Annotated in this window: 18 protein-coding genes and 3 tRNA genes; 9 read left to right on the top strand and 12 right to left on the bottom strand. The window is 40.2% G+C overall.

Annotated features, from left to right (window positions below):
- Positions 1 to 363 precede the first annotated feature (363 nt).
- Complete coding sequence (locus ACRWP9_RS10940; protein ID WP_434926042.1) at positions 364 to 534, top strand: hypothetical protein; 171 nt, start codon at positions 364 to 366, stop codon at positions 532 to 534.
- 51 nt (positions 535 to 585) lie between these two features.
- Here ACRWP9_RS10940 and ACRWP9_RS10935 read toward each other — a convergent pair whose 3' ends face one another.
- Together ACRWP9_RS10935 and ACRWP9_RS10930 are read right to left on the bottom strand one after the other, a co-directional pair.
- Positions 586 to 2631, bottom strand: a complete 2046-nt coding sequence (locus ACRWP9_RS10935; RefSeq protein ID WP_434926041.1) for a prolyl oligopeptidase family serine peptidase — start codon at positions 2629 to 2631, stop codon at positions 586 to 588.
- Positions 2632 to 2758: 127 nt separating this feature from the next.
- The gene (locus tag ACRWP9_RS10930) at positions 2759 to 4300 is read right to left on the bottom strand and encodes a fumarate hydratase (protein WP_434929034.1); all 1542 of its coding nucleotides are present in this window, start codon (positions 4298 to 4300) and stop codon (positions 2759 to 2761) included.
- A 168-nt stretch (positions 4301 to 4468) separates the two neighbouring features.
- On the opposite strand from ACRWP9_RS10930, the gene pabB reads away from it, so the two are divergent.
- Positions 4469 to 5908, top strand: a complete 1440-nt coding sequence (pabB, locus tag ACRWP9_RS10925; protein ID WP_434926040.1) for an aminodeoxychorismate synthase component I — start codon at positions 4469 to 4471, stop codon at positions 5906 to 5908.
- A gap of 84 nt (positions 5909 to 5992) precedes the next feature.
- Here pabB and ACRWP9_RS10920 read toward each other — a convergent pair whose 3' ends face one another.
- From ACRWP9_RS10920 to zwf, 4 genes are read right to left on the bottom strand one after another with little or no spacing between them, the layout of a single operon-like run.
- Entirely contained in the window at positions 5993 to 6634 is a 642-nt protein-coding gene (locus ACRWP9_RS10920; RefSeq protein ID WP_226409992.1) for a bifunctional 4-hydroxy-2-oxoglutarate aldolase/2-dehydro-3-deoxy-phosphogluconate aldolase, read from the bottom strand.
- Positions 6635 to 6651: 17 nt separating this feature from the next.
- Positions 6652 to 8478 carry a phosphogluconate dehydratase gene (gene edd / locus ACRWP9_RS10915; RefSeq protein WP_434926039.1) on the bottom strand — a complete coding sequence of 609 codons (1827 nt, stop codon included), beginning with the start codon at positions 8476 to 8478 and terminating at the stop codon, positions 6652 to 6654.
- A 12-nt stretch (positions 8479 to 8490) separates the two neighbouring features.
- Positions 8491 to 9189: a 6-phosphogluconolactonase gene (gene pgl, locus ACRWP9_RS10910; protein ID WP_434926038.1), complete on the bottom strand. Its 699-nt coding sequence runs from the start codon at positions 9187 to 9189 to the stop codon at positions 8491 to 8493.
- 10 nt (positions 9190 to 9199) lie between these two features.
- Positions 9200 to 10669: a glucose-6-phosphate dehydrogenase gene (gene zwf, locus ACRWP9_RS10905; RefSeq protein WP_434926037.1), complete on the bottom strand. Its 1470-nt coding sequence runs from the start codon at positions 10667 to 10669 to the stop codon at positions 9200 to 9202.
- A gap of 323 nt (positions 10670 to 10992) precedes the next feature.
- Between zwf and ACRWP9_RS10900 the strand changes: the two genes are divergently transcribed.
- Together ACRWP9_RS10900 and pyk are read left to right on the top strand one after the other, a co-directional pair.
- The gene (locus tag ACRWP9_RS10900; protein ID WP_226415929.1) at positions 10993 to 11847 is read left to right on the top strand and encodes a MurR/RpiR family transcriptional regulator; all 855 of its coding nucleotides are present in this window, start codon (positions 10993 to 10995) and stop codon (positions 11845 to 11847) included.
- Between the two features lie 320 nt (positions 11848 to 12167).
- The gene (gene pyk / locus ACRWP9_RS10895; protein WP_434926036.1) at positions 12168 to 13607 is read left to right on the top strand and encodes a pyruvate kinase; all 1440 of its coding nucleotides are present in this window, start codon (positions 12168 to 12170) and stop codon (positions 13605 to 13607) included.
- Positions 13608 to 13889: 282 nt separating this feature from the next.
- Here pyk and ACRWP9_RS10890 read toward each other — a convergent pair whose 3' ends face one another.
- From ACRWP9_RS10890 to smrA, 3 genes are all read right to left on the bottom strand, one after another.
- Positions 13890 to 16166 carry an acyl-CoA dehydrogenase gene (locus ACRWP9_RS10890; RefSeq protein ID WP_434926035.1) on the bottom strand — a complete coding sequence of 759 codons (2277 nt, stop codon included), beginning with the start codon at positions 16164 to 16166 and terminating at the stop codon, positions 13890 to 13892.
- 23 nt (positions 16167 to 16189) lie between these two features.
- On the bottom strand, positions 16190 to 16831 hold the full coding sequence (locus ACRWP9_RS10885) for a TetR/AcrR family transcriptional regulator (RefSeq protein ID WP_226409998.1): 642 nt from the start codon (positions 16829 to 16831) through the stop codon (positions 16190 to 16192).
- A 418-nt stretch (positions 16832 to 17249) separates the two neighbouring features.
- Entirely contained in the window at positions 17250 to 17849 is a 600-nt protein-coding gene (gene smrA, locus ACRWP9_RS10880; protein WP_434926034.1) for a DNA endonuclease SmrA, read from the bottom strand.
- 111 nt (positions 17850 to 17960) lie between these two features.
- Between smrA and ACRWP9_RS10875 the strand changes: the two genes are divergently transcribed.
- Positions 17961 to 18539, top strand: a complete 579-nt coding sequence (locus ACRWP9_RS10875; RefSeq protein WP_434926033.1) for a YybH family protein — start codon at positions 17961 to 17963, stop codon at positions 18537 to 18539.
- Positions 18539 to 19054, top strand: coding sequence for a YchJ family protein (locus ACRWP9_RS10870; RefSeq protein WP_434926032.1), 516 nt, complete (start codon positions 18539 to 18541; stop codon positions 19052 to 19054). The genes ACRWP9_RS10875 and ACRWP9_RS10870 overlap by 1 nt, the downstream gene beginning before the upstream one ends.
- Before the next feature lie 43 nt (positions 19055 to 19097).
- Here the strand turns inward: ACRWP9_RS10870 and ACRWP9_RS10865 are convergent, their stop codons facing one another.
- The 3 genes from ACRWP9_RS10865 to ACRWP9_RS10855 all read right to left on the bottom strand — a co-directional run bounded on the left by ACRWP9_RS10865 (position 19098) and on the right by ACRWP9_RS10855 (position 22439).
- On the bottom strand, positions 19098 to 21314 hold the full coding sequence (locus ACRWP9_RS10865) for a sensor domain-containing phosphodiesterase (protein WP_434926031.1): 2217 nt from the start codon (positions 21312 to 21314) through the stop codon (positions 19098 to 19100).
- 195 nt (positions 21315 to 21509) lie between these two features.
- Entirely contained in the window at positions 21510 to 21797 is a 288-nt protein-coding gene (locus tag ACRWP9_RS10860; RefSeq protein WP_434926030.1) for a DUF406 family protein, read from the bottom strand.
- Positions 21798 to 21941: 144 nt separating this feature from the next.
- Positions 21942 to 22439: a VC2046/SO_2500 family protein gene (locus ACRWP9_RS10855; protein ID WP_434926029.1), complete on the bottom strand. Its 498-nt coding sequence runs from the start codon at positions 22437 to 22439 to the stop codon at positions 21942 to 21944.
- A 125-nt stretch (positions 22440 to 22564) separates the two neighbouring features.
- Here ACRWP9_RS10855 and ACRWP9_RS10850 point away from each other — a divergent pair.
- The 3 genes from ACRWP9_RS10850 (at position 22565) to ACRWP9_RS10840 (ending at position 22886) form a co-directional block, all read left to right on the top strand.
- A tRNA-Tyr gene (locus ACRWP9_RS10850) sits at positions 22565 to 22649 on the top strand.
- 38 nt (positions 22650 to 22687) lie between these two features.
- Positions 22688 to 22772 (top strand) — tRNA-Tyr (locus ACRWP9_RS10845).
- A gap of 29 nt (positions 22773 to 22801) precedes the next feature.
- Positions 22802 to 22886 (top strand) — tRNA-Tyr (locus tag ACRWP9_RS10840).
- Positions 22887 to 22900 lie beyond the last annotated feature (14 nt).

Genomic DNA, 22900 nt, shown 5'->3' with positions numbered 1-22900 from the left:
AATGAGATACCCTCTAAATAGATTGTTTTTAAAGCACATAAAAAAGGAGCGCTACTCTAATGTAAGTTGTCAGTTTATAGAAGTGATATTTCTATAAAATAACAAGTTTTTCATTAGTTTTATTGATATCACTTAATAATCCTTAATTAGGCACGTTATTGTAACTAAGCAACCACATATGGACAATCATCACCAATTAAACACTAGCCATGTTATTTCTTAGGCTTATTTAGTCATAAAATAACACTTTAATGTAATTTACCCTAAATACCTCACTAGTAATGTGCTTTGAAATCGACATTAATGTACAATGTTTTACATTAAAAAGATTTCTGCTTAATTGCAATATTCATAAGGATTTTTATGGCGCTGCGCAATAAAGTTTGCCAAAAGAATAATAGTCGTAAATTCAGTAGTTCGCGAAGAAGAATGACCTATTTTTTATGGATAATAAAGCCACACCAAGACAGAGAGTCTGACGCCGCTGAGTTGGCGAATGCTCAGAAAAAATCTGCATCATTTTTTAAAGCATAAAAAAATGTGGTGCCACTGCTGACACCACATCTTATTTCAAATCATCTCAATTTATTTTGCTGTCCAGCGATCCATCCAGCTGAAAACATTCTTATACCATTGCTGTAAATTATCTTGATTTAAGATCCAATGATTTTCATCTGGGAACATTAACAATTCAGATGGAATGCCTTTACGTTGCATAAAGCTAAATGCAGCTAAACCTTGGCCATAAGGCACACGGAAGTCTTTTTCACCGTGAATAACTAACATAGGTGTTTTCCAGTTTTCAACGTAGTTAACTGGGTTAAACTTCTCATACAGATCTTTGTTATCGTGATAGGTTCCACCAAATTCATATTCTGGGAACCAAAGCTCTTCTGTCACATAATACATAGAGCGCATATCAAATAAACCAGCGTGGTTTATCAAACACTTAAAGCCGTCATTCCAATGTCCTTGGAACCAGTTCATCATATAACCACCATATGAACCACCTAACGCACAGGCATTGTTGGCATCTAACCAGGGTTGTTGCTCAGTTACTGCAGCCATACCTTTTTTCAAATCTTCTAACGGCTTTCCGCCCCAATCTTGACTAATTGAGTCGGTAAAAGCTTGGCCATAACCAGTAGAACCATGGAAATCAACCATAACAACACCATAACCAGCGCCAGCCCATAACTGAGCATTCCAACGACCACTGAATGAATTGCCAAATGATCCCTGTGGGCCGCCGTGGACTAAATATGCTATTGGATATTTTTCACCTTCTTTATAATTTGAAGGTTTTATCCAGTAACCATGAACGGTTTCATCATTCCAGCCTTTAAACTTAAACTGTTCAAACTCACCAAACTTAATATTAGCCAGCTTATCTTTGTTAATTTGAGTTAAACGCTTTAAATTCTCACCTTCTAAACTGATGGTGTACAAATCGCCTGGTTCAACTAATGATGCATTTTTAAAAATAATCTTGTTATTTGTTACCGCAACAATACTGTTGCTGCCATCGTTATATATTGGACGTACATCGCCAAACTGCGGATTAACCTCAAATATTGAGACCTGACCAACATCTTGGGCAGTGACATAAAGCGTACGACCATCTTGACTGAAGTTGATTGAACTTGGACTTCTATCCCATAACGGGGCGACTTCTTTTTCTTGCCCTGTTACCGTATCCAGTAACATTAAGCGATAGCGGTCAGCTTCAAAGCCAGGTTTGGTCATCGCTAGATACGCCATATAACGACCATCAGCGGAATAAGTCGGTTGAGCATCCCAAGCCTTATTGGCTTCAGTTAAATTAACTGTTTCACCGCCAGCTACAGGGACTTGCCATAAATCGTAGTTAGTTGTCCAAGATTGATCCTTACTCGGCGCCTTGGCACTGTATACGATAAATTTGCCATCAGGTGTAAATGTCACTTCTTCCATACCTGAAAATGGCTTTGGTGGTGTTTCAGTGTCACGTCCTTGGGTCACGTTAATGGCATCAGTAATTTTAGTGCCGTTAAGGTTGGCTACAAATAAGTGATTGCGCGCATGATCTTCCCATGTATCCCAATGACGCACCATAAGCTGCTTGTATTCACGACCGGTAGTTTTTCGTTCTTTCTCAGCGGCAAATTTTTCTTTCGAGCACACTAGGTCTTTACAGTCTGGAAAAACACGCAGGGTCATGACGACTTGCTGGCCGTCTTGAGACAATTTATAGCCGTTTACATCAAGGGGTAGATCACTCACCTGCAAAGCTTCGCCGCCATTAAGCGGTAAATGATATAGCTGACTAGTGCCATTTCGGTCGGCTAAAAAATAAATACTTTTACTGTCAGCAGAAAAACTCACGTCATGTTCAGTACCTGACGCAGACGTGAGTTGCTTTGGTGTGGCGGTTTTATTGCTTAAATCCAATGAATAAAGATCTGAACTTGCTTCACCTTGATCATCAATCACTTTAACGCCATAAACTAAGGTGTTACCGTCATTTGATACCGCATATGAATGAAGTTTATTCATATTAACTAAGTGCTGAACTGTAAAAGGTTCCGCTGAATACACTGATGTTGCCATTCCTGCGGCAACCAATGCCAAAAGCACTGAAGAAGTTTTCATGTTATTGATTATCTCTTGTTATGGTTATTTATTGGCAGATTACCGAAAGCAAAACGCTCAAGCAAGCCTTAAACAATAAAGACTCTTGAGCGTTTAAGTCACATTACTTTACAGTGACAAGCTTAAATTAAGCTTTACTATTGGCAATATTAATTTTCCAAATAGCAGGGCCGGTTTCATGGGCATTAACCCCATTAGAATCAACTGCTACCGTTACAGGCATATCTTGCACTTCAAACTCGTATATTGCTTCCATGCCCAGTTCTTCAAAGGCAACCACTCGAGATTTTTTAATCGCTTTTGACACTAAGTAAGCTGCACCGCCCACAGCCATCAAATAAACGGCTTTATGCTTCTTAATCGAGGCAACGGTTTCTGGTCCACGTTCAGATTTACCAATCATGCCCATTAATCCGGTTTTTTCAAGCATCATGTCGGTGAATTTATCCATACGCGTTGCGGTTGTTGGTCCTGCTGGGCCAACCACTTCATTACCAACAGGGTCAACTGGGCCAACGTAGTATATAAATTTACCTTTAAAGTCGACTCCAGCCGGTAAGCCTTCGCCTGAATCTAATAGGGTTTGAATGCGCTTGTGCGCCGCATCACGACCTGTGAGCATTTTACCGTTAAGTAATAAAGTGTCACCGCTCTTCCAGGTTTCAATTTCAGCTTGAGTGATATTGTCTAGATTAACTCTATGGGTATTCTCACCCGCTTCACGGGTAATTTCTGGCCAATCTGCAAGTGATGGAGGCACTAAATCAGCAGGACCAGTACCATCTAAATGAAAATGCACATGGCGCGTTGCCGCACAATTGGGGATCATCACAACAGGCTTAGACGCTGCATGGGTTGGTGCTGATTTAATTTTGATGTCTAAAACGGTAGTGAGTCCGCCTAAACCTTGCGCGCCTATACCTAGGTTGTTAGCACGTTCAAAAATATCTAAACGCAGTTTTTCTTCAGTTGTTTCAGCGCCTTTAGCGATCAACTCATGAATATCAACCGGATCCATTAATGACTCTTTTGCCATTACCGCAGCTTTTTCAGCGGTGCCGCCAATACCTATTCCTAACATACCCGGCGGACACCAACCCGCGCCCATTGTAGGCAAGGTTTTCTCTACCCAAGCTGCTATATCATCAGATGGGTTTAACATCGCCATTTTAGATTTATTTTCTGATCCGCCGCCTTTAGCCGCAATCATTACTTCTACATGATTGCCCGCAACCATATCAATATGCACAACGGATGGCGTGTTGTCTTTGGTATTTTTACGCGCACCTGCTGGGTCTGCCACAATTGAGGCACGTAATGGATTGTCAGGATTGGTGTAGGCACGGCGTACACCTTCATCGACCATTTCCTGTACTGTCATGTCAGTTTTATCCCAACTAACATTCATACCAATTTTAACAAATGTAGTCACAATGCCGGTATCTTGACAAAGTGGACGTTTACCCTCTGCTGACATACGTGAGTTAATTAAGATTTGTGCGATAGCATCTTTTGCCGCAACACTTTGTTCGCGCTGATAGGCAGCATACATAGCATCAACAAAATCTTTAGGATGGTAGTAAGAAATATACTGTAGAGAATCTTCAATACTTTCAATAAAATCAGCCTGTTTAATAGTAACAGGTGAAGAGGAAGTGTGGGTGTTCATAGACATAATGGGGCGCTCCAGCAGCCATGCGGCCTAACTTATTTATCGTTTTTATGTAAAGTTGATTAAATCAACGTTATTTTAGGGTTTGGTATAATTCTTTGATGGCCAATATGATACTCTTTCCATCCTTTTTGAGCTACAGCACATTTTATTTAAGGGTAATTGATGAAACCGCGTGGTGACAATGCATTAACGATTATGCCATTAACTTGGACTTATTCTAGCCAGTCTTTATTTGAATTAGTCAGTCATCTTCCTTGGTCAATGTTTCTCGATTCTGCAAATGCTACGCATCAGGACGCCCGTTTCGATATTATCGTATTCAACCCGATTGCAACGCTTACCAGTCATAATAACGTACTTTGTTTTGAGCCCAAATTAACAGTTGATAATGAACACTCTTCATCGACTCTATTTGACGATATACAAGAGTATTTGTTGTCACCTACCCTCAGCCCATTTGACGCCTTAAAATATTGCTTAGCGCATTTATATCCGATAAAACACCCTAGTATTTATCCATTCAGTGGTGGCGCTATGGGAGCATTGAGCTATGATCTTGGCCGCTCAGTGGAACACATCATTAAAAAAGCCGCTAAAGATATCGATTTTAATGAGCTCAGTATTGGCTTTTATGATCAGTGTTTAATTTATGATTACGCCAAAAAATCTTGGCTGCATATAAGCTATGATGGCACAACCCAATTAAACTCAATTGTTAATATCATTGAAAATCTGATGCTGGCTAAATCATCAACCTCATCAGCACCAACATTTTCACTAACCTCTGATTGGCATAATCAAACGAGTAAACAAACCTATTTGAGCCACTTTAATCGAGTACAGGAGTATTTATTAAGTGGTGATTGCTATCAAATTAATTTGACCCAAAGATTTGAAGCTGACTATAAAGGTAATGAATGGCAAGCATATTGCCTGTTAACTCAGGCGAATAAAGCGCCCTTCTCGGCATTTATACGTTTACCTAACCATACCATATTGTCTATTTCACCAGAGCGATTCATACAATTGCACGGTAATAGCATTCAAACCAAGCCCATTAAAGGCACATTACCCAGAATCAATGATGCTGCTTTAGATAAACAGCAAGCGATTAAATTACAGTTATCTGAAAAAGATCGCGCCGAAAATGTCATGATAGTCGATTTACTGCGTAATGATATTGGCAAAGTGGCAGCACCTGGCAGTGTTGCTGTACCGCAGCTATTTGCTATTGAAAGCTTTCCAGCAGTGCATCATTTAGTCAGCACGGTTACAGCAACGTTATCATCAGCTTACAGCGCAACAGATTTATTAAAGGCATGTTTCCCTGGTGGGTCGATTACCGGTGCACCCAAAATACGTGCAATGGAAATTATTGAGGAATTAGAGCCCTCAAGACGCAGTATGTATTGCGGCAGTATTGGTTATATTAGTCAAGACGGCACTATGGACACCAGCATTACCATTAGAACATTAGTCACTGAAAATAATCGTATTTACTGTTGGGCTGGCGGCGGCGTGGTGGCAGACTCAAATGCCGAAGCAGAATATCAAGAGTGTTTTGACAAAGTCAGCAAAATATTGCCCTTGCTTAAAGTTTGAAAATAACTAAAACAGGGTTCTACGCTTAACGTTGAACACAAAAAAGCCAGCAAATGATTGCTGGCTTTTAATTTACTAAACCGTTTATAGACCGTTTAGTGCTTCTTTACAAAGCTGGGTAATACGCGCCCAATCTTCAGAGTCAACCGCATCTGTTGGTGCTATCCAACTGCCACCAATACAGTCAACATTACTTAATGCTAAGTAATCTTTATAAGTGGCAAGACTAATTCCGCCCGTAGGACAAAAACGAATATTGGCTAAAGGGCCAGAGAATGACTTAAGTGCATTCACCCCGCCTGAAGCTTCAGCTGGAAAGAATTTAAAATGAGTGTATCCCAATTCCATCCCCACCATCACCTCAGAAATACTCGCCACACCAGGAATTAATGGCACGTTGCCTTTTTTAGCCGCTTTAAGTAAATCAACTGTTGCACCAGGGGTAATAATAAACTGAGACCCAGCATCAACCGCTTGCTTTAATTGGGCTTCATTTAAAATAGTGCCAGCACCGATTAAGGCTTCAGGGACTTCTTTAGCAATTTTAGCTATCGCTTCAAGTGCACAAGGGGTGCGTAAAGTCACTTCTAAAACACTAATACCACCTGCTACAAGCGCTCTTGCTAAAGGCACAGCATGTTCAATTTTATTGATAACCATCACAGGTACAATAGGGCTACGCTTAAAAACATCTTGTGGTTGAAGTGACCAGTTATTATCAGACATTCGTTACTTTTCCTTAATTAGTAAATTTCGTCAATCGCACTGGTGCTTCTTGCACCGGTTTCAGGGCTGCTTAATGTGCGGCGTAACGCGCCAAACAATTCGCGACCCATGCCATAACTTGAATGGTGTAAATCAACCACGCTTGATTCACGTGCATTAAGCACTGCTTCATCAACCAATAATGTCAGCTCACCAGTATTGGCATTAACACGGATCAAATCACCATCTTGAACTTTGGCAATCATGCCGCCATCAAGGGCTTCTGGTGTTAAATGAATCGCGGCAGGCACTTTGCCTGATGCTCCAGACATACGACCGTCAGTGACTAATGCCACTTTAAAGCCTTTATCTTGCAAGCTACCTAAAAATGGAGTTAGCTTATGTAGTTCTGGCATACCATTTGCTTTAGGGCCTTGACCTTTGACTACCACTACACAATCTCGGTCTAACGCACCGGCTTTGAATAAGGCATCTATGTCATTTTGATCGTTAATCACAATCGCAGGACCTTCAATAATACGATTTTTGTCTGGTACAGCAGAGACTTTGATCACTGCACGGCCCAAATTACCTTTTAGTAATTTAAGACCACCATTTGGCTGGAAAGGTGTTGCTAAGTGAGTTAATACTTCTTTATCTAATGATTCAGAAATACCATCAACCCAAAGCAATTGACCGTCAATAAGTTTTGGCTCTTGGGTATATTTACGCAAGCCGAAACCGGCAACAGTATTGACATCTTCATGCAATAATCCACCATCCAGTAATTCTTTAACTAGTAGGGCCATTCCGCCTGCAGCATGGAAGTGGTTGATATCAGCATGACCATTTGGATAAACACGTGCCAATAGAGGAACTGCATCAGATAAATCTGAGAAGTCATCCCAGTTAACAATAATGCCGGCAGCGCGAGCCGCGGCAACAATGTGCATGGTCAAGTTAGTTGAACCACCAGTTGCAAGAATGCCAACGATACCGTTCACTACAGATTTTTCACAAACCACTTCACCAATTGGGGTGTACTGGGTACCCATTTCTGTTAAACGACATACTTGCTTAGCCGCCATTTTGTTTAGTGCTTCGCGAAGCGGATCATCTGGGTTAACAAACGACGAACCAGGTAACTGTAAGCCCATAATTTCAAGCATTAACTGGTTAGAGTTAGCCGTACCATAAAAAGTACAGGTGCCCGCACTATGGTACGATGCTGATTCAGCGGCTAATAACTCTTCACGGCCAATCAGACCTTGGGCGAACTTTTGGCGAATTCGAGCTTTCTCTTTGTTCGGAATACCAGACTTCATTGGGCCTGCTGGCACAAACATCATCGGCAAGTGACCAAAACTTAGTGCACCAATAAGTAAGCCTGGGACAATTTTGTCACAAATACCCAGTAATAAAGCACCATCAAACATGTTGTGTGACAAGCCTACCGCTGTTGCCATAGCTATCACTTCACGACTCAACAAACTTAATTCCATGCCAGGCTGACCTTGGGTCACGCCATCACACATTGCTGGAACGCCCGCAGCAACCTGCGCAACACTGCCAACCTCTTCACACGCTTGCTTTAACAGCTTTGGGTAATCTTCATAGGGCTGATGTGCGGAAAGCATGTCGTTAAACGAGGTAACAATACCAATGTTAGCCTTCGTTAATTGACGTAATGCATCTTTATCTGCAGGCTTACAAGCCGCAAAACCATGGGCTAAGTTGCCACAGCTTAGCGCGCTCCGGTGAACCCCTTTGGCTTTAGCATCTTCAAGGGCTGCTAAATAGCCTTTGCGTGAATTTTTACTACGTTCAATAATTCTGTCAGTAACCGACTGGACAACTGAGTGCATGTGACAACTCCTTTATGCGCTGTAGAACACGTCAACGGGCGTTTTATGCTGCGCTAAAACGGCTCTAATGGGCATTTTTGTTACATCATCATTCTCAAGAGCCTGATGATAAACGGTTAATTTTGCTTCACCAACCAGATGTAAATAAATCTGACGGCTGTTTAAAATGGCATCTTTAGATAAGGTAATTCTGGCATGAGGCGCCGTAGTCGGATTAACCGCGGCGCACACCTCTTTGGTAGTTAATGCGTTATCTAATTCTTTACTACACGGGAACCATGAACAGGTATGTCCATCAGTGCCCATACCTAAAATGACGACGTCAAATGGACGCGGGAAATTCGCTAATGACTCCCCCGCCATTGCCGCACCAGCTTCAGGACTAGCAAACATATTCTTTAAGCCACGAAATTTAGCGCTAGCGGCGCGATTTTGCAGTAAATGCTCACGCACTAAACGCTCATTTGAATCTTTTTCATCAGCTTCTACCCAACGCTCATCAGCAAGAGTGATATAAACTTCACTCCACTCTAAGGTTTTATGGCTAAGCAGTTGAAATAATTTTAATGGCGTAGAGCCACCGGATACAACCAAGCTAGCTTTACCGCGATTATCAATCGCATCTTGCAATTGATTGGCAATTTTATCTGCTAAGGCCGATTCAAGGCTGGCAGGTGTATCGAATGATTTAAATACGCTTTCTTTAATCATGTTAGTTTCCTTATTCATCCCAAGAACGACCGTCTTTAGTGATCAAGGCAACCGATGCAACCGGCCCCCATGTGCCAGCTGGATAGGATTTAGGACGCTCGCCGCTTTGTTCCCAAGATTGAATAATACCGTCTACCCACTTCCAAGCTTGCTCAACCTCATCACGGCGCACAAATAGCGCTTGATTGCCTAACATTGCTTCAAGTAATAAACGCTCATAAGCATCGGCAATACGGTCATTTTTAAAGGTGTCTGAGAAACTCAAATCTAACTTAGTCGTTTGCAAACGTTGCTTTTGTTCTAGACCTGGGACTTTATTCATCATTTGAATCTCAACCCCTTCATGGGGTTGTAAACGAATAGTCAGTTTGTTAGGTGGTAAGTTGCGGTAGCTTGCACGGTACAGGTTATGCGGCGGGTTTTTGAAATAAACTACAATTTCACTGCTTTTGAACGGCATACGCTTACCACTACGTAAATAGAACGGCACGCCAGCCCAACGCCAGTTATCAATATCAACACGTAATGCCACAAATGTTTCTGTGTTAGATTTCTGATTAGCATCTTCTTCTTCCAAATAACCCGGAACTGGAGATCCTTTCAAAAAGCCTGCACTGTATTGACCACGTACGGTATTTTCATAAACGTTGTCTTGATTAATTGGTCGCAGAGATTTAAGCACTTTCACTTTTTCATCGCGAATGCTGTCAGCATCTAAGTTTACTGGAGGGTCCATTGCCACAAGCGTTAACACCTGCAATAAATGGTTTTGGATCATATCGCGCATTTGCCCTGCGCCATCAAAATATCCCCAACGCCCCTCAATACCCACTTCTTCAGCCACGGTGATCTGTACATGATCAATGGTACGGTTGTCCCACTTAGACGAAAATAATGAATTCGCAAAACGCAGCGCAATCAAATTTTGCACCGTCTCTTTGCCTAAATAATGGTCTATACGGTAAACCTGGTTTTCATTAAAAAACTCGGCAACTTGATCATTAATAACATGAGATGATTCTAAGTCAGTGCCAATCGGTTTCTCTAACACCACTCGGGTGTCTGAATGGATCAATTTTTGCTCATTAAGGCAACGACAAATAGCACCGAATATGGAAGGCGGTGTGGCAAAGTAATTTACCATCACTCGTTTTGTCGGCTCTAATAAGTCATGAAATGCCGCATAACCTTCAGGCTCGGTAAAGTTAGTGCCAATGTAATGACAACGGGCTAAGAAACGCTCAAGTGTCTCAGGACAAATCTCATCCTTTACAAAAGTATTTAACGCCTTGGTGACAAGCTCGACGAATTGTTCCTGAGTAAAGGCATCTTTAGCAACACCGATAACTTTGGTGTCCTTGTCTAATAACTCAGCTTTATCTAATTGGTACAGAGAAGGTAATAGTTTACGTCTTGCTAGGTCCCCTTTGGTTCCAAACAATACAAAATCACACGCCTTCGCACTTGATGATTTGCCCATTGCTGACAGCTCTCCTTTATTATTTTGTGTTTGAATCGTTCTAAACGATGAATAAAAACACACTTTTGTTGTAATATAACAACAGAATTTGATTTATGCATCTATATTTTGCAATTAATCTCTTGATAGCTATATAGTCATTTTGATACGTTATCTGCTATGATTTTCTTCACTCACAGACAGTAACAGAAGTTTTGTCAATTCCTGAACAATTGAAAATTTACTACAATTGACTTTCAGAGGTAAAAAAATAACTTAATTTCCTCTATAAAAAGAACTTCTGATTTAAAATTACATTACCCAATATCGGCGGATGCATGATTATGAATACACTTGAAAAGGTTCAAAACAACCTTGCGAAATTTAGTAAGTCAGAGCGCAAGGTCGCCGAAGTCATTTTGGCTTCGCCGCAAACCGCTATCCATTCCAGCATTGCTACTTTAGCAAAGATGGCCGATGTCAGCGAACCTACGGTTAATCGCTTCTGCCGCCGTTTAGACACTAAAGGCTTCCCTGATTTTAAGTTACATTTGGCTCAAAGTCTTGCTAATGGCACACCTTATGTTAGCCGCCATGTTGAAGAAGATGATACGCCTGAATCTTATACAACAAAAATATTCGAATCTTCAATGGCATCGCTTGATACCGCCCGTCAAAGCTTAGACATAGCAGCAATAAATAAAGCCGTTGATATCTTAACTCAAGCAAAAACAATCTCATTTTTTGGCTTAGGCGCATCAGCATCAGTAGCGCATGACGCCCAAAATAAGTTCTTCCGTTTTAATGTGCCTGTTATCTGCTTTGATGATGTGCTTATGCAACGCATGAGCTGCATCAACTGCAATGAAGGCGATGTTGTGGTACTTATTTCACATACTGGACGCACCAAATCACTAATAGAAATAGCCCGTATTGCCCGAGAAAATGGCGCTGCAGTTATTGGTATTACTGCCCGTAACTCGCCTCTTTCTCTGGAATGCACGCTTCCTGTAACCATGGAAGTACCAGAAGACACTGATTTATACTTACCGATGGCTTCTCGTTTAGCTCAGTTGGTCACTATAGACGTACTTGCCACAGGCTTTACATTGCGCCGTGGCCCTCGTTTTCGCGATAACTTAAAACGTGTAAAAGAAGTTCTAAAAGAGTCTCGTGTGAACCGAGATATGACCATTTAAGCCGTGTTTACGCTTATTGTGAATGTGACTTACGACAAAATCATTGATTAACAATATCTAACTTTAGCTGTGATGATATTGATTAAAAGGCTAAAGACTGGTGTCTTTTAGCCTTTTTTTTGCTAAAAATGATTTATCTGTCACAAAAAACACGCATTAAACACTAACTATTTGTTGGTAACTTTACTACATTTTAAAAGAATGTCTGTTACTATATATACATCATTTTTAGTACCCAGTTTTAGCGTACTTTTAATAACCAAATTTTTTACAACAACTTTAAAATTTTAAAACTTTCCTTTTATATAACGGAGTATGTCATGTTCCGCAGAACAAAAATCGTTACAACTTTAGGCCCAGCAACTGATCGCGATGATAATTTACGTAAAATTATTATAGCGGGTGCCAATGTGGTTCGGATGAACTTTTCACACGGTTCAGCTGAAGACCACCTAAAACGCGCCAATGATGTTCGCGCAATTGCCAAAGAGTTAGGTTTACACGTGGCAATTTTAGGCGACTTACAAGGCCCAAAAATTCGTGTTTCTACCTTTAAAGACAACATGAAGATTAAGCTGAACTTAGGCGACAAGTTTATTCTTGATGCTGATTTAGGCAAAGGTGAAGGCGATCATAACCAAGTAGGTATCGACTATAAAGAGTTACCAAGAGATGTGGTGATTGGCGATATCTTAATGCTGGACGATGGTCGTGTTCAGTTACGTGTAGACAGCGTTGAAGGCAATAAAGTTTTCACCACTGTTACCGTAGCGGGTCCTTTATCAAACAATAAAGGTATCAACAAAAAAGGCGGTGGGTTAACTGCGCCAGCATTGACAGAAAAGGATATGGCTGACATTAAAACAGCTGCTTTAATCAATGTTGACTATTTGGCTGTGTCCTTCCCACGTACTGGTGCAGATTTAGATCTAGCCCGTAAACTGGCTGTTGAAGCCGGTAGTCATGCGCTTATTGTTGCTAAAGTTGAGCGTGCAGAAGCTGTTGCAACTGACGAAGCAATGGATGATGTAATTAGAGCATCAGATGTTGTCATGGTTGCCCGTGGTGACTTAGGTGTGGAAATTGGTGATGCTGCACTAGTTGCGGTTCAAAAACGCTTAATTCAGCGTTCACGTCAATTGAATAAAGCGGTTATTACTGCAACTCAAATGATGGAATCAATGATTTCTAGCCCAATGCCTACCCGTGCAGAAGTGATGGACGTAGCAAACGCTGTGCTTGATGGTACTGATGCTGTGATGTTGTCAGCTGAAACTGCTGCAGGTGACTTCCCAGAAGAAACCGTTAGAGCCATGGCCAATGTATGTATTGGTGCAGAATCACACCCAAGTGTGATGGTGTCTAAGCATCGCTTAGAGCAAAACTTTACCTCTATTGAAGAAACAATTGCACTGTCTACTATGTATGCAGCGAACCACCTTGAAGGTGTAAAAGCAATTATTTCATTAACAGAGTCTGGTGCAACTGCAAAATTAATGTCTCGCATTAGCTCTGCATTGCCAATATTTGCCCTTTCTCGTCATCAGAAAACCTTAGCAACAATGGCATTATACCGTGGTGTACAACCTATGTATTTTGATTCAACGGCTTACAGCGCTGATGAATTAGCCCGTGAAGCATTAAACACTATGGTTGCAGCGGGTTATTTAAATAGCGGCGACATGGTATTAATGACTAAAGGCGATGCTATGGAAACAATAGGCGGCACTAACACGTGTAAAGTGTTAGTCGTAGCTTAATAGCTAAACTTAAGTAAAAGTTAGCAAGGTTATTGAAAACGCCAATCTTATGATTGGCGTTTTTGCATCTGTGGTTTATTGAACAGCATTTGCATACTCAAAACGCGTTTAATCAATATAATGAACCTGGTCATTGCTAGACTCTATCCAGTTTTAGTCATATCTTACTTTGAGCCTTCTTGGCTAAAGTCACACTTATAGCCGCCCTCATCTACCATCAAAAGATTCCAAAAAAAAACGCTGAGCAATGTCAGCGTTTTCATTTTAAGCTAGGTTAAGTCATTATAGCTTTTCAAAGTCATTTACATTGATGGCAGCTAGACGTTTTTTATCCGCTTCACGTAACTGCTCGAACTCAGCTTCAGTAATAATATCTTTCTCTAACGCTACATCGAATAACTCAAGCATAGGTAGCTTAGATTTAATATGACCACTGCGTTGGGCTTTTTTAAGTTTCTTGTAAAGATCTCTTGCTGCATATTTGGCAAGAAACGCATCTTCAACTTCAGCCACTCCGCTGGTATCACCTTCAAACTCGCCACATAGGAATGTAATCCTGTCACGCGCAGGACTAGGTTTAAGCATAGCTTTTACCAGTTCAACAGCGGCTTTATCACTTGGAGCATTGAAGTGGTTGCCTAATGGGAAGATAAGAACCCGTAATAGCACACCAGCAATTTTGCTAGGGAAGTTACGGATAGCATCTTCTAATGCTTTTGCTGCAAGTTGTAAACGCTCTGTCATTACATAATGAACACTTGGTAAATCGTCTTGTTGACGGCCATTGTCCTCATAGAACTTTAATGTTGCAGAAGCTAAATAAAGCTGACTTAACACATCCCCCATACGGGCAGATATCATTTCTTTACGCTTAAGATCACCGCCCATTATTAACATAGATAAATCAGTCATAATTGCTAAAGAAGACGATATACGATTCATATCACGATAATACTTCTGGGTTGGTCCACTCACAGGTGAAGATGAGAATCTGCTGCCCGTGAGTGCATTAGCAAATGAACTCAGTGCATTACGAGTGGCATAACCAATGTGGCCTAAAAGTAGTTGATCGAAACGATCTACTGCTGCGGTTTCATCTTCCATTCCTGCCGCTTCCATTTCTGCAAGCACATAAGGATGACATCGGGTCGCCCCTTGTCCAAAAATCATCAATGAGCGAGTTAAAATATTAGCACCCTCAACGGTAATTGAGATAGGATTTGCCATAAACGCATGACCTAAATAGTTTTTAGGCCCTAGCTGGATACCTTTACCAGATTGAATGTCCATTGCATCTTCTAATACATCACGACCTAACTCAGTCATGTGATATTTAGCAATTGCGGTAACGACGGACGGCTTAACGTTAGCATCAATACCTGTGGTAGTTAATTGACGAGCTGCCTCTAATTGATAAGTATTGGCAATAATTCGCGCTAAAGCTTCTTGAACACCTTCAAAGTTACCAATTGGCATACCAAATTGCTGACGAACATAACTATAAGCAGTGGTAGTTTTTGTGGCGATGTGACCAGAGGCTGTTGCCAGTGCAGGTAAAGAAATACCACGCCCCGCAGACAGGCATTCAACTAACATTCTCCAACCTTTACCCGCATATTGTGGACCACCAATAATCCAATCTAATGGGATAAATACATCTTTACCACTTGTGGTACCGTTCATAAAGGCCATCATTAATGGATTATGACGACGTCCAATTTCAACACCTGGATGGTTAGTTGGAATAAGGGCACAGGTAATACCAAGGTTTTTCTTGTCGCCCAATAATTTATCAGGATCGTGCATTTGGAATGCTAAACCTAACACAGTCGCAACAGGAGCTAAGGTAATATAACGCTTGTTCCAGGTTAAACTAAGACCTAAAGTTTCTTCGCCTTCAAACTCTTGACGACACACCACACCGATATCGGGAATAGCACCTGCATCACTGCCTGCCTCTGGACCCGTTAAAGCAAAACACGGAATATCTTTACCTACAGCTAAAGACGGTAACCAACGGTCTTTCTGTTCTTGAGTACCATAATGGGTTAATAGCTCACCAGGACCTAATGAGTTAGGCACCATAACAGTCACCGCGGCGCTAACACTGCGTGTGGCAATTTTCGCTACTATGGTGGAGTTAGCAAAAGCAGAAAATTCACGACCGCCATATTTTTTAGGAATAATTAGCGCGAAAAAGCCTTCTTCTTTAAAGTACTGCCATAATTCAGGAGGCAAATCTTTACGATTATGAACAATGTCATAGTCGTCAATCATAGTTAGTGCTGTTTGAACTTGGTTATCTAAAAAGCTCTGTTCATCAGCAGTTAAGGTCGGTTTAGCGTACCCATGTAATTTATTCCAATCAGGTTTACCGCGAAATAGCTCACCTTCCCACCATACATCACCCGCTTCCATAGCTTCTTTCTCAGTGCTAGATAACGGAGGAAGTACTTTTTTGAAAAACGCAAATGCTGGACGCGTAATAAATTGCATCCTGATATTTCGTACTCCGAAGAGCACTATGATTGCGATAACAAGCAATATGATGATACTCATTTTTTAACCTTCTTAAGTTTTAACTAGTTGGACATTACTGGTACGGCAACACCCGCAGCCATGTAGGGAATAACTTTTCTTATAATTGCTTCAATATTGTTATGTTCGCCGTAATCTGATGCGGCAATTTCATTTAGTGCATCGGCAGATGCCATAGTGAATACCATAGTGCCAAGCGTAAAGTGCAAACGCCAAAACATTTCAACCGGAGGAATGTGCGGTACGCTTGCTGTGACAGCTTGTACAAAAGTAGTCAAATATTGGCCATAATGCGTAGTGATAAACCAGCGTAAATGTCCTTGACTTTCAATATACCCCCGACCGAGTAATTGCAGGAATATTATTGTGCCACCATTTCTAACCTTGTTAAGTTCTAATAATGGTTTGATCAAACATGAAAAAATGTCATTAAGTGGCGCATGTTCCGGAGCTAAATGTAAACGCTTTATTTCATTTGCCGCTGCAGGCATAAACACATCAAGGTAACGCGCCAATACCGCTCTAATTAACTCTTTTTTTGAACCAAAATGATAATTAACTGAGGCTAAGTTAACCTCAGCTTTGCTGGTGATTAAACGCAATGACGTTTCTGAAAATCCTCTCTCAGCAAACAGTTTTTCTGCTGAATCTAGAATTCTTGTTTTCGTATCAGTACGACTTGCCATCCTCTAACCCACTCTCAATTTAAACACCCGTTTAAATTAATCATTGAGCGCACAGATGTCAATTTAAATTTGGCTTATTTTCGCAGCAAAATAGCTCACACTAAGCATAAACAGTCACAAATGTAACAAGCACAAATTTTTTAAAATAGTCTAGGTTCTCTACAGATAAACTTTTGTATAAAAATAGTTGATGAGCATGATTTTTAAACGAGTGTATATTTATGTGGAAGTAATCGCTGTTATTTTTAAACAACTTCATGTTAAGTGGGTTAACTCAGGGCTTAAACTGCAGGTAACAAAGGATGCATATGGCTGAAATGGGTCTTTGTTAATCTTAGCAAAAAGCACTCATTGATATGCTCGCCTACCACAATGAACGATTCGCCATGGTAATCTGGGCATATTTTTTAGTCAGACTTTATCTAAAACCACTGCCTTTGCGATTTAATTCACTGTTTTCAATCTTTTTTTGTTGCGACTTTTTAAGCATCACAAACATAGCACCGGTACTACCTTGGTCTCGGGTTGCACTATGAAACGCTGCAACATGGTCAATTCTGAAAAGCCAATCACATATAGCACTTTTCATTAAACCTGGGTAAGGCTTACTGTTATAGCCTTTACCATGAATAACCAGAATATTGCGTTCTCCGCGTTCAAACGCACTAAAAATACAATTTATTAAACTTAGTCTAGCTTGGACCAAGCTGTATTCGTGCACATCTAAAATCGTTTTAATATCATATTTACCCAAACGTAATTGTTTGAAGACAGCATCCTGCATACCATCATGCTGATGACTGACTATTTCGTCTGGGCTGATCCTCGAAAATTGATGGGGCATGAGCGGTAAAACAGTAAGTAGCTCATGCTCATTTAAAGCGCTTTGTTTAGCTAATTGCCCCGCAGTAGGTGAAGACGAGCTAGCCAAGTTTACAGATTGTGTTTTATTAATATCCTTGAGCGGTATGACATCAGCCATCTCTTCAAAAAACAGTACTTTATCATCTTTAAGCACATTACCTCCCTACACACTTTGTAATGATTATGTTCTATGGCGACGGTAAAGAATAATTTATAGTACCTACCATATTGTAAAATAGATCAATTTGATGAGAAACTCGGTTTAATGAAGCTTTTGAAACCCGTAATAATAATGATGCTAGTCAGTCTGCTTGCCACTATGGCTTCAATGCCTTGTTACAGTAATACAAAATCAGATAATGACATGCTAAATGAAAATTATAGTCATCTAACAAAGGGATTTTATAACCTTAACATGGAGGTTATAAATGATATATACATTGACGATGCTGTGTATATTTCTGAAACACAAGATAAAGATATTGTTTACGGCAAAAAAAATATCATTGATTTATATCATAAGTTTTTTGCTAAAATTAAACGGAAAAACGCTAAAATTGAAATCGATTTTCGCGTAGCAATTCGTCAGTCATCAGCTGACCAATCGACCGACATTGGTTATTACCTGGTAAGATTTCACCCTGGTAAAGAATCAGGCGAACCTGTAAGTGAATTTGCCGGAAAATTTGTTACTGTCTCCAGACGTACAGCGGAAGGTAAATGGAAAATAAGTGTCGATTCTAATACTCGCTCAAAACCTGAGTTTTATTACCGCGCCAAACCTATGCCAAATTGGTATTACGGTAAGCAATTTATTAAACAATCTACAGAACAACCTAAATAATGCAATTTGCTACCTTTGACCAAAATCAACCTTGCCCATGTCATAGCGGTATAGCCTACCAAGCCTGTTGCTCTGTTTATCACACACATAAAATAGTTGCTGACAGTGCCGACATATTAATGCGCTCTCGTTATTGTGCATTTGTCGTTGGTGAGTTTAATTATTTAATCGATACCCATCACCAGCAATATTTGGATGGCTTAACAGCTGAACAATTATCTCAAGGTAATACACAATGGTTAGGCTTGCAGTTATTAGCACATCAATTGATAGATAAAAGTCATCCGGCTTTCGAACTGACATTTATCGATACAGAACAAGCGATTGTGACATTTAAAGCTTGGTATAAGCTTGATAAAGGCGTTGATGCTATTTTTGAAGAATCACATTTTGTTCGACTGGATGGTCAATGGTTTTATACCCGAGGTGTGCAAATGGAAGCAGATTTACCGCGCAGGAATGATCAGTGCGTATGCCAAAGTGGTAAGAAGTTCAAACAATGCTGTATCAGCTAAACAAATTATTATGACACAATATTAATAAAAGCGTTCATACGGGCTAATATAGTGAGTTTAGGACTAAATCATTAAAATCATTCACTCGAATAGCTGGGCTATATAAGTAACCTTGCGCTTGATCACACATCATCTTTTCTAAAAAAGCAGCTTGCTCAATGGTCTCAACCCCTTCGGCGGTAATCGACATATTCAGCGCTTTAGCCATCGCTATGATTGCACTCACAATTTCACGGCTCTGTTTACTAGATGATATATCCATAATAAATGAACGATCTATTTTAAGCTTAGTGATAGGAAACTGCTTAAGGTACTTCATTGAACTGTAGCCTGTGCCAAAATCATCAATAGCAATTCCCACACCTAAATCGGCAAGTTCATGGCAAAGGTTAATGGCATAACGAATATCGCCCATTAGTTCGGTTTCAGTAATTTCAAGAATAAGGCTTCTTGGTTTAATGCGATAACGCGTTAACAGATCCCACACCTGTTCAAATAAATCACCACTAAAAAACTGTCTAGCAGCGACATTGACATGCATGGTAATGTCCACATTTTTATGCTGCCACAAATTTAATTGTTTACATGCTGTTTCTAATACCCAAGATCCTACGGCATTAATCATGCCCGACTGTTCAGCTATTTCAATAAATGCACCAGGATATAGCACCCCTTTTCGAGGGTGATTCCATCTAATTAACGCTTCAGCTCCGACGTACTGATGACTCTGATAATCCATTAACGGTTGATAGTACAACTCAAATTGACGACCTTTAATAGCAGACTGTAAGTCTTTTTCGATTTCGGCATTATTTTTAAATTGTTGAAGTAATTCTTCATTAAAGAATTGGTAATAACCATTTGACTGTTTTTTTGCGTATTGCAACGCAATATCTGCACAGGATAAAGGTGCGAATAAATCAATTACTGAACCAATGTCAACGATAGCAATAGCCGGTTTGGGTTCAACTTTTTCTCTATTAATAATCATAGAAGCGGATAAATTGGTTATGAGTTTACTGACCAACTCGTCTAAGTCTTGTGCTGACATCATGTGGGGCAACAAAATACAAAACTCATCACTGCCAATTCGAGCCACATCTATTGCTTTGTAGTTCGCGGCAAAGTGCTTTAAACGTCTAGCAACCTCAATTAATAACGAGTCACCCTGTTCATGGCCGTGGGTATCGTTAAATCGTTTAAAGCCTAATAGATCAACCAATAATAATATGCCATCTTGGGCTTTATCCAGCAGTGGAGTAAAAAAAGATCGATTATGTAGGCCAGTTAAACTACAGTGCCATGCTAAATGTTCCAAATCTGCTTGGTGTTCAAATTCAGAAGAGATGTCATAACTTGAAACCAAGGCATAGTGATGACCTTGCTCGGTCATAAAACCGGTAATGTGATAGTGTAGCCAATATTGTTTACCATCGACTCGTTTAAGTTTAATGTCTCCTATTACACTTTCATTATTCGCAAGCTTTGCCAATATATGTTGAAGTACATCGGGTTTATTTCGAAAAATATCTAAATTCATCACACTTTGATGTTCAATATCACTGCGTAATAAGCCTGTCATTCTTTGATGGGCAAAATTGACATAATCGACAACTAAAGTATCAGTATTGACAATCATAACCACATGTTCTGAATGTTCTGCGGCATTGCGTAACAAATGGATTTGTTCTGATTTATCGTAGGAGTATCGAGTTGCCAAGGTTAATGCAAGCTGATCCGCACACTGAATCGCAATTTGAATTTGTTCAAGTTGCCATTCAAATGATGATTTAAAGTCAATCGCTAACACCCCCTCAATATGACCATTAATCCTTATAGCAACATTAAGTGTGCTGACAATATGGTTAACACTATAATAATCAAAAGAATGGATTAGTTGGTTATCATGGGAGATGTTATTAGTGGCTATATAACGGTGGTTTTTTAATTCATCAAAATAACAAATGTTTATGCCCGACTGCACAGTGGCTAAGGTGGATATCGGCCTATTGTTATCGCAGCCTGAATAATGAGAAATCAGTCTTTTCGAGCAGGATAAAGAAGGGTTTTGTTGCCCATCATATGATGGTTCTGCACTATCCAACTTTTCGTCAAATAGCCAAACAGATACCGTAGAATCAACAAAATGTTGCTGCAACAGCTTAATAACTAACTCAGAGGTTTTTGTAAAGTTCCCCTGCTGTTTCGCACTAGAGTTTACAATTAACTCTAAAAGGTGCTGATTTTGTTCTTGTGTCATTAGTTTCCCGAAAAGACATCATGTATTCTCATTCTGCTGAATTATAATTAGTTCGCTCTGTGAGCAATGTGCAGAAACTCAATACATACCATTGGGAGCTTAATAATAAGCTGTTAGTTAACTCTTGATAATCAAAGGCTGTTATAAAATTTAATCGCTGACGATACACCCGCAATTAACAAACAGCAACCCTATTTACACGCCATTTTCTAATTGAAATAGCATTTTCTCCACCGTCACTGAAAAATACAATATAAGCTTAACATCATCGCCTACATGAACAATTTTAACATCGACCTTGTCGAAACGAGTCTGCGCTGTACTGGCAAGCTTATGTGCTTCGATTTCAGCTGCCTCCCCCTTAAAAACTAACACTAACTCGGTATCGTGCTCATCAATTACGGCGCCGATATCAACAAAACTACCGCAATCACTGCATGAGTCGTTTACGTTCTGCTGTTGTTGTTTAATTGTGTTAACCATCGTGAACCACCCAAAGCTGAAGAATGAAGATCTGTTTATATGTGATTATCATAAAATAACTGAATAACAATTTCCCTTACATGGCTCACATATCGAGTTGGCACCATGTTTTTATGCAAATGATATAGCCTCAAGCGGAGGACTTTATGCGGTGAGTTGGATCATCGTTTGACTAATCTGTCGTTGACGCTCTAACTGCTCAACAAAATGCATGTCTTCAGTAGGCTCATAATGGGTTTCTAACCCTTCATATTTTGATCGCACTAAATGGCTGCTATTGCTTAATGCTTGGGTCATTGCATCATCATGTTTACCCCGTATTACAATGGCTTCAGGACATAAGCTTTGTTGTAAATGAAATTGACATAACCCTTGGGAGTGAAAAACAGCACCATTATTTGTATGCTCAGCAGTAGCAGATAAATCATCAATTAATTTTTGTGGTTGTTGCAGTTGAAACTGTTTATACAGTTTCTGGTCAATCGTTAGGTGTTTATCAAATTGAAATTGAGCCATATCATTACTGTCTGCTGATAACATGGCTAACAGTAAACCAAATTCACCACGACGCTGGTTTTCGACAGCCGCATTTAAACGACCGCCTAATTGTAATTCATTGACCAGTTGTGATTCAATTTGCATATAAAAACAACACTATTATGACTCGATGCTATTTTATCGACCAAACACACCTAAACTTTAGAAAAATATTCATTTTTAGCCTTTACATATTTTGGGTTTATGACTACTATGGCGGCCGCAATTGAGGAGGGGTTCCCGAGTGGCCAAAGGGATCAGACTGTAAATCTGACGGCTCAGCCTTCGAAGGTTCGAATCCTTCTCCCTCCACCATTTGCGATGTAATTTAGATAGACGAAAAAGAAATATGTGGAGGGGTTCCCGAGTGGCCAAAGGGATCAGACTGTAAATCTGACGGCTCAGCCTTCGAAGGTTCGAATCCTTCTCCCTCCACCATCTTTCTTGCTCATTTATCTCTATTCAGTGGAGGGGTTCCCGAGTGGCCAAAGGGATCAGACTGTAAATCTGACGGCTCAGCCTTCGAAGGTTCGAATCCTTCTCCCTCCACCATTTTACATCTTAAT

Origin of the sequence: Shewanella sp. HL-SH2, assembly GCF_051164935.1 — a bacterium.
Classification (GTDB): domain Bacteria; phylum Pseudomonadota; class Gammaproteobacteria; order Enterobacterales; family Shewanellaceae; genus Shewanella; species Shewanella glacialimarina.
The sequence above is the reverse complement of the archived record's forward strand: the minus strand, read 5'-3'. Positions and strand labels throughout refer to the sequence as shown.

What these genes read in the sequence shown, in the direction of transcription:
- ACRWP9_RS10865 (WP_434926031.1), bottom strand. Translation starts at nt 21,314, where the DNA reads ATGACACAAGAACAAAATCAGCACCTTTTAGAGTTAATTGTAAACTCT.
- ACRWP9_RS10900 (WP_226415929.1), top strand. Translation starts at nt 10,993, where the DNA reads ATGAATACACTTGAAAAGGTTCAAAACAACCTTGCGAAATTTAGTAAG.
- ACRWP9_RS10890 (WP_434926035.1), bottom strand. Translation starts at nt 16,166, where the DNA reads ATGAGTATCATCATATTGCTTGTTATCGCAATCATAGTGCTCTTCGGA.
- ACRWP9_RS10935 (WP_434926041.1), bottom strand. Translation starts at nt 2,631, where the DNA reads ATGAAAACTTCTTCAGTGCTTTTGGCATTGGTTGCCGCAGGAATGGCA.
- ACRWP9_RS10920 (WP_226409992.1), bottom strand. Translation starts at nt 6,634, where the DNA reads ATGTCTGATAATAACTGGTCACTTCAACCACAAGATGTTTTTAAGCGT.
- zwf (WP_434926037.1), bottom strand. Translation starts at nt 10,669, where the DNA reads ATGGGCAAATCATCAAGTGCGAAGGCGTGTGATTTTGTATTGTTTGGA.
- ACRWP9_RS10855 (WP_434926029.1), bottom strand. Translation starts at nt 22,439, where the DNA reads ATGCAAATTGAATCACAACTGGTCAATGAATTACAATTAGGCGGTCGT.
- ACRWP9_RS10930 (WP_434929034.1), bottom strand. Translation starts at nt 4,300, where the DNA reads ATGAACACCCACACTTCCTCTTCACCTGTTACTATTAAACAGGCTGAT.
- pabB (WP_434926040.1), top strand. Translation starts at nt 4,469, where the DNA reads ATGAAACCGCGTGGTGACAATGCATTAACGATTATGCCATTAACTTGG.
- ACRWP9_RS10940 (WP_434926042.1), top strand. Translation starts at nt 364, where the DNA reads ATGGCGCTGCGCAATAAAGTTTGCCAAAAGAATAATAGTCGTAAATTC.
- pgl (WP_434926038.1), bottom strand. Translation starts at nt 9,189, where the DNA reads ATGATTAAAGAAAGCGTATTTAAATCATTCGATACACCTGCCAGCCTT.
- ACRWP9_RS10875 (WP_434926033.1), top strand. Translation starts at nt 17,961, where the DNA reads ATGAAGCTTTTGAAACCCGTAATAATAATGATGCTAGTCAGTCTGCTT.
- ACRWP9_RS10885 (WP_226409998.1), bottom strand. Translation starts at nt 16,831, where the DNA reads ATGGCAAGTCGTACTGATACGAAAACAAGAATTCTAGATTCAGCAGAA.
- pyk (WP_434926036.1), top strand. Translation starts at nt 12,168, where the DNA reads ATGTTCCGCAGAACAAAAATCGTTACAACTTTAGGCCCAGCAACTGAT.
- ACRWP9_RS10860 (WP_434926030.1), bottom strand. Translation starts at nt 21,797, where the DNA reads ATGGTTAACACAATTAAACAACAACAGCAGAACGTAAACGACTCATGC.
- ACRWP9_RS10870 (WP_434926032.1), top strand. Translation starts at nt 18,539, where the DNA reads ATGCAATTTGCTACCTTTGACCAAAATCAACCTTGCCCATGTCATAGC.
- edd (WP_434926039.1), bottom strand. Translation starts at nt 8,478, where the DNA reads ATGCACTCAGTTGTCCAGTCGGTTACTGACAGAATTATTGAACGTAGT.